Here is a 7196-nt window from a genome sequence, read left to right on the forward strand (position 1 = left end):
TAAGACGATTCGCTTCCTGAACTTTCTCTGCTTCTATCTTAGCTTTCTCATCTTGGAGCATTTTTATTTTATCTTCTTCAGCTTGTTTTAATTTCGTTTCTTCCAATAATTGCTTTCGCTCTTCTGCTCTCAATCTTTCTTCTTCTAATTCAGCTTGTTTTTGTTTTTCTTTTTCTAACTTAAGTTGTGCCTCTTCTGCGTTTTTTCTTTCTAAGTCACGTTTTGATTGTAATTGCTCTGGCGTTAACTTTGCTTCTTCTTCAGCTTTTTTTCTAGCTTCATCTTGAGCTAATTGTTGTTGTTTTATAACATCATATTTAGATTCAAGATCAGCAATCCAAATACCAACTGGTTTTTCTGATTTATTGGTAAGAGAATCATATTTTTTATAATTTGCTAACGCACATTCAATATCTTTTAAAAACAAATCACAGAGAATTCCGAGATTGTAATACGCTAAAGAGTAGTCTGGTGATATTGTTTTAGCTTTTTCATAATAGATTTTTGCCCCAGCAAAATTACCTTTTTGCTTTTCTATTAAACCAAGATACACATAAGAAATTGTAGAATTAGGATTCTTTTGAATTGCCCATTTAAATTCAGTTTCAGCTGAAATAAAATCATCAAATCCATAGAATATTATTCCTCTATTAACATGAGGACCAGCAACTAATGAGTTCTGATTTATTATAAGTCCAAAATTTTTTAAAGCTTCAATATATTCTTTATTCTTCATCTGATTTTTTGCTTTAGAAAATAAATTATTTACTTCTGGAGATATTTCCTGAGCAATATTTTCTTTGTCTTTATTCTCTAAGACAGGCTCGGCCGCATAAAGCTCAAAGTGTATCGTGAATAATAAAATAATTAAATACAAAATTATAGGTGTTGGTTTAATAGTAGGCATTAGTAATTACAGTAAATCATCAGAAAGCATATCGATTTTTTCTTTCTTTGCAAATCTTGCAGGAAATATTTCGCCTAACTTATCTATGGTTTGCTGTATCCATTTATCATAAAGTCCAATATTAATTAATTCTAAATTTTTTTCCAAAATCTTCACGCCATTTTCTTCAAAGGGGGCGGCTTGCTCTTCAAGTATTTCATTGTATTGCTCGAGTTCTAAACCTTTTAACTTTTTAGGTCTTTCAGATTCAACAAAAGCTTTACTAAATTCTAAATATGCCAACCCTAAATAATATGTTGCACCAGAAGTAACATTTGCAATTTTATACTCTGTTAACTTGCCAAACACAGTTAAAATTCTCTGTAAAGCATCTTTTTTTGCTTTTAACGATTTTTTTAATGGTTCTTTTAACTTAATTCTTTGATAAGATTCAAACTCTGGTTTTTTTAACTCTAGCTCTGCCGATGCCATATAGTAAAGAACTTTATCAGTCCTATCCCCACCCTTAGCTTTTGCACTTTCATTAAAGATTTGCTGAGTTAGTTTTGCAACTTCTTTTTGATTATTAATTTTTTTATACTCATATGATAATTTATCTAGCATTGCTAATTTATCTTCTAGTGGCTTAGGGAATAAATTAATAAATTTGTTATAGACTCGGATAGTGGATTTTGAGTCAGCTAGGCTAACATATAAATTCGCAGCTTCAATAAGAGCCTGTTTCCTAATTGATTCGTCTTTTTGTTCAGTTTCTATCCTTTCAAATTCAACAGCGGCTTTTTCAAAGCGAACATCTTCTTTATACGATACTGCTAATTTTTTGGTGATATCAGGTAAAAACGAACTCTTTTGATATTGTTTACGAAATAACTCTAATGAAGTTATTGCATTTTTCCAGTCTTTTATAATTATATAAATTGTTGCAATATCATAGTCAGCATTTTGTCTATTTTTTGCATTTGGGGTCTTTTGCGCAACACGCTTATAGGTTGCAAGTGCAAGGTCATATTTTTTCTCATTTTTCAATTTCTCAGCTTGTTTAAAAATCGAAGCTGCTAAATTTTCAGTTAGATTAGTAATTTCCAGTTTATCTGCTGCAGTTTTATTTGGTGCGTACTTAAGGGCTTCAGTAATTGCTGTTTCAGAAGTTTTTGGATCATCTCCATCATATAAAGAATAGGCAATGATTCGCCAAGCACTGAATTTATCATCATTGGATAAATTTCCAAATTTCGTGAGTAAAAATTTAGACTCTGCCACTGCTTGGACATATTTTTTGGTTTCAAATAATAATTTTGCTGTACGTAATTGAATATTTTTAGATTCTGGGTGAGTTGGATAAGTATGTGTAAATTTAAGGGATGTGGCAAGCATATTTTCGCCAGTTCTCACCTTTTCTTCACTGTTTTTTGAATTATCAAAATTTAGTGAGCTTACTACTACTGTAGCATAGGCAGCTTCAGCGCTTTTAGAACTCTTTTGAAACACATATGCAGAATTCTCATATGCAAGTAACGCTTTATCAAACGCTTGGTTTGAGTAATAGAGTTCTCCCAAATAATATGATATCTCAGAAGCGTTCTTACTATTTGGAAAAGAAGCAAGGTATCGCTCATACCATTCTTTCGCTTCATTAAAATCAAGAGTTGTATCTATTTTATTTTTTTTACTTTGCTGAAACTTATTGTGATAATACCCTGCTAAATCTACTAAATTTTTAGAAACCGTATCTATAATTTCTTGATTCTTTGATAAATCAAAATAAGTCCAATACACACTTCTAAGATCATAGCTTCTTGCAAAATTTTTTCTTAACTCAATTTCAAGATTTGTGAAACCAGCTAAGTCATATACTTTACTCATTTTCAAATAGTAACTTGGGGCTAAAGTGTGGTACGGGTAAATGTTAATAAACCGTTGGTACACTTCAGCAGCTTCAGTGTATCTTTGTTTCTCTATATAATAATTTGCAAGTGCTTCATATACTAAATTTTCATACTTTCTTCTTCCGATTTTTTTGAAATAACGATTGATGTCGTTTACCCCTTGTAGGTAAGAAAAACTTAAACTTATTGCTCGTAATGTATCTTGCAATTTTTGTAGATTAGGGTCAGCACTCCCGGAGGCATTCAACTTAACTAGTTCATCGTAATCGTATTTACTTAACATTCTAATATCTAATAGCTCTGTAAAAGAATTAAGTGCATCATCATAACTACCTTGTCTAAATTTACTCCACCCTCTCTTATATAAAGCATACTCATAAAAATCAGAATAAGGACCGTAATTAAGTACAGCAATATAATTTCTATCTGCTTCTGCCAAATCTCCCCTAATTGAAAAATACTCAGCTTTTCTAAAATAGGATTCTGCTGCAAATTTTGAAGTTGGAAATCCTTTTATGAGGATGGATAATAACTGAATTGATTTATCACTATTTCCGATATCTGAATACGCACGAGCTAGTTGATAAAGTACATAGTCATTTTTATCATATGAAGGATAATTTAATAATATTTGTTCGTACAAAGTAATAGCTAAATTTACAATTTGTAAATCATCCATTTTGGAGATCATTTCATCAAGACTTATTTCTTCTTTAGTTCTGATATCAGGGATTGATGATTTAATTTTTGAAGTTGCTTTTGAAATAATTTCTTCTTTAGTGATAACTTTTATTTGTTCATTTATAATTCTGGTATCTAAATTACTGATTAAAAACTTGTCATCAAAAATTGAATCCTGTAATTGGTACAATGAATCTTTAGTTACAACCAAAGGATCTATTTTAGTTGTATTTGTAGTGATAGGATCTACACTCACTGACTGATTCACATCTAATATTTCACCTGTCACTGAAATATCCAAACCTAGGCTTCTTTCAATAAGTCGATCGGCTTTTGCTCTAATAGAGTCTGGATCCAAATCAGATTTATCTAAAGATTTAAATGCAATACTAACATCCTCATTAAATATTTTTAATTCTGGCATTGTTTCTAGATCTTCAGTTGCTAATTGAGTAGTGTTTGTTTCTGCGATAGCAGTATTAATTATAAGTAAACACAATAAAACCTTGCATTTAAGAAAAAAGTAGCCTGGTCTAAAACGAAATTGTAAGATAGATGGTAATTTCATTGTGGTTGCACTAACTCAGAAGATCCATTAGGTTCGGATTGAGGTGTAGAATTTTCCAAACTGCTGTTAGTTAACATTTTAGATCTTTTAATTTTTTCTATTTTATCCTGTTCTTCTATTTTTTTTGCTTCACTTATAACGAATCTATTTTTAGATTGGACTATAGATTTTCTAAGTTCGCTATATGCAACAGTGCTATAACTTGAAATTCTCTCTCTTTCTTTTTTCATTGTTCGCATTGCGGTTTCTTTAATAGTATTTTTATTAACTAATTGTTGTGACTTTAATTTTTCTAATAAAGTATTTACATTGATAATTTGATTTTTAATCATCGTATCATAGTAGCTAAGTGAGTCAATTATTTCCGAATAATTTGAGGCAAGCTTACTAGTTCCCTCACGAAGCTTGGTGAGTATTTGATAAAAATCTTCTAATGAACTGCGATTTGGTTCAGGTAGGGGATTTAATGAGCCTATTCTATAAAAATAATTCTGTGAAAGTACAAATTGTTGCAGCATAGTGACTTTTTTTTGCAACTCAACTTGGTCAGATTGTGAAAGATCTTTAATTGAATCATCTAATTCTTCGTACATTTTTTTATAATCACCAAGTAAGAAATTTTTTTCTGTATCTAATGAAAATGTTTTTCCGCTTTCTGAATCACTATCAGTTGAATTACTATTGGAGTTGTTAGCACCTAAGTATCTTTGTGTCAATGAAAAAGTACTATTTTTTATATCTTGAAATTGTTTATTGTACTCTGCTAATTGGGCGTCTAATTTTATATTTCTTTTCATAACAATATTTTTTAGAGACTCTAGGCTATTAATTTTTAGTGTGAGATGGTTGATCAAATTATTCATGTCTGAGTAATTTTTAATCAAATCAACAAAACCACCATCCTCAAAAATACCTAATCGTTTAATATAATGTAACGGATGAGATAACGCTTGCTGATCGCTTTGTGTGTTTATTAACAAAACATCTTTGTAAAATAAATCAGAATTTAAATAGGTTATTACTTCATCTATCTCCTTTACTTGTTCTAAATACTCAAAAAGTGCCCTGTCATACATAGCAGCCGAACGATTGAACTGGCCAAGTATGTAGTATCCATGTGGGAGTGATAATTTAACTTCTTGCACGTAGTAATTTTTCGAATCTCTGTTATATAACTTACTCCAAGTTTCCACTGCATTGGCATAGTTTCGCTCAGAATATTGCGACCAACCCAGCCCAAGTAGAGATCGGTTTCCGTAAGGACCTTCTGACCTAATTGCACTAAAATACTTGACCGCCATTGCAGGTTTTTCACCTTCAAAAAAATACTGCGCGAGTGAAAGATTAGCTCGATCTCGTATTGCAAGAATTCTTTCATCCTCTGAAAGATATGAGTACTCTCCAACCTCTTCCAGAATATTTTTCCCCGTTTCATACAATCCTAACTTTAGATACGCAATACCCAAGTTGTATTGAATAATTGGATTTTCACTAATCAAATAAGATGCACCTTCAATTACTTTAATAGCAGATTGATAATCTCCAATCTCTATTAGTGCCTGTGAAAGCAATGAGTAATGCGTAATTCCAAACTCCTTCTCAAAAGGCTTCCTTGCGTTTTTTAAAATACTGATGGAATCAGAAAAGTAACCTCTTCGATTAAGTGCAAGGCCGAGTAGGTTCGATGCATAATTCTTAACAACTCTATCCTGTCTATAATTAAATAACACTCTAATAGGTAAACTATTTGGTAGAAATACACCGTACTCAAGATATAACAAAGATTTTCTTCTTTGTAATTCATTAATGTATAGTTTTTTAAGTTTAGAATCAGACACTCGATTAAATAAATTTTTATCTATCGCAGTATCGATTATTTCTATTGCGTTAATAAAATTTCCATTTAAGTATTCATAACTACTCTGCAGTAATATAAAATCCAAAATTGTTTCTGGATCATTTGTCGGAGGCCAATTCAAAAGTGATAGTCCTGAAGATTTTGGATATATAAATTGGTCGTAATTATTACCAACCTCAAAGGCTGGAAGTGAGAAGTAACCTTTTTTAGTTGGCAATTTCACTTCTTTTGGGTAGACGATAAAAGGTGAGGCGCTTTTAGTTTTTATTTTTGATAGGTCTAATTCATTATTGACAGTTTGCTCACTAGCTGGTAATGGAGGTACTGAACTCTGGACAACTGTTTCATTTGCGGCAATTTCAGAATACACATCGTAACTGACTACTCCAAATAGTAAGGACAGTATTAAAACAATATCAATTCTAATATGATATTGGAAACGCAAATTACCACTCCTTAGTTGTAATTGAATCTGAATCTAAAATAATTTGTATGAATTTTGAATATAGTTCTTTCTGAAAAGTATGGGCAAAAACTTTTTCAGTAGTTACTTCATTTTCACCTCTTAATCTAATAATTAACTCAAGATTACGCACACCACTAATCGAAGATCCAGAGTAAAGTTTCTGAATTGCTCCGCTCATTAAAGAGCTATTTTCCAATTTAGTGTAGACCTGAGATTGTAATAATACCCCATCTAATCTAAGCTCTATACTATCAAGACTTGAGAAATTACTTGGTATTTTTGTTACAGAAAAGAAAACTCCGACCTCAGAATTGTATGGAAATAAAATCTTATCTTCAAGTAAACTTATCTCCCTGCTTGCAAGTAAAGCTTCGCTCTTTAATAATTGATTGATTCTATCAATATCCTTTTCCACTTTAATTTTTTCAGATAATTCAATCTTCTCTCTCTGAATCGCAATCTCCCTTGATCGTAAGTCATTAATTCTTTGTAATTCTTGTGCGTTATCTTCGGCCTGGGATCTTGTAACTGCGTTAATCGGTATCCTATCACTCGAAACTAATCCATCAGTTTCTGAGTTTACAGGGTCTTTAGTAGCCTCTTCTGAAAGATTTGTAGAATTATTTAGATCAACAGTTCTAGGATCAAAATTCTGCGGTGCCGCTTCAGGAGAGCTGGCTACTGGTGTAGTTTGAGAATCTGGAATTGCTTGTGGTGCCGCTTCAGGAGAACTAGCTACTGGTGTGGTTTGAGAATCTGGAATTGCTTGTGGTGTCGCTTCAGGAGAACTAGCTACTGGTGTGGTTTGAGAATCTGGAATTGCTTGTGGT

4 protein-coding genes are annotated in these 7196 nt (G+C 31.7%); all 4 read right to left on the reverse strand.

Annotation, left to right across the window (positions count from 1 at the left end; genetic code table 11):
- Nucleotides 1-907 (reverse strand): hypothetical protein (locus QM538_07030; protein MDI9348238.1); only part of this gene is annotated, 907 nt, incomplete at its 3' end.
- A gap of 6 nt (nucleotides 908-913) precedes the next feature.
- Nucleotides 914-4042, reverse strand: a complete 3129-nt coding sequence (locus tag QM538_07035; protein ID MDI9348239.1) for a tetratricopeptide repeat protein — start codon at nucleotides 4040-4042, stop codon at nucleotides 914-916.
- Entirely contained in the window at nucleotides 4039-6345 is a 2307-nt protein-coding gene (locus QM538_07040) for a hypothetical protein (protein MDI9348240.1), read from the reverse strand. Before QM538_07040 ends, QM538_07035 begins: the two co-directional genes overlap by 4 nt.
- A gap of 1 nt (nucleotide 6346) precedes the next feature.
- A partial coding sequence (locus QM538_07045) for a hypothetical protein (GenBank protein MDI9348241.1) occupies nucleotides 6347-7196 on the reverse strand: 850 nt, incomplete at its 5' end.

This window comes from Candidatus Methylacidiphilales bacterium (assembly GCA_030054035.1).
In the GTDB taxonomy this organism is placed as follows: Bacteria; Pseudomonadota; Gammaproteobacteria; order JASGCS01; family JASGCS01; genus JASGCS01.

What these genes read in the sequence shown, in the direction of transcription:
- QM538_07035 (MDI9348239.1), bottom strand. Translation starts at nt 4,042, where the DNA reads ATGAAATTACCATCTATCTTACAATTTCGTTTTAGACCAGGCTACTTT.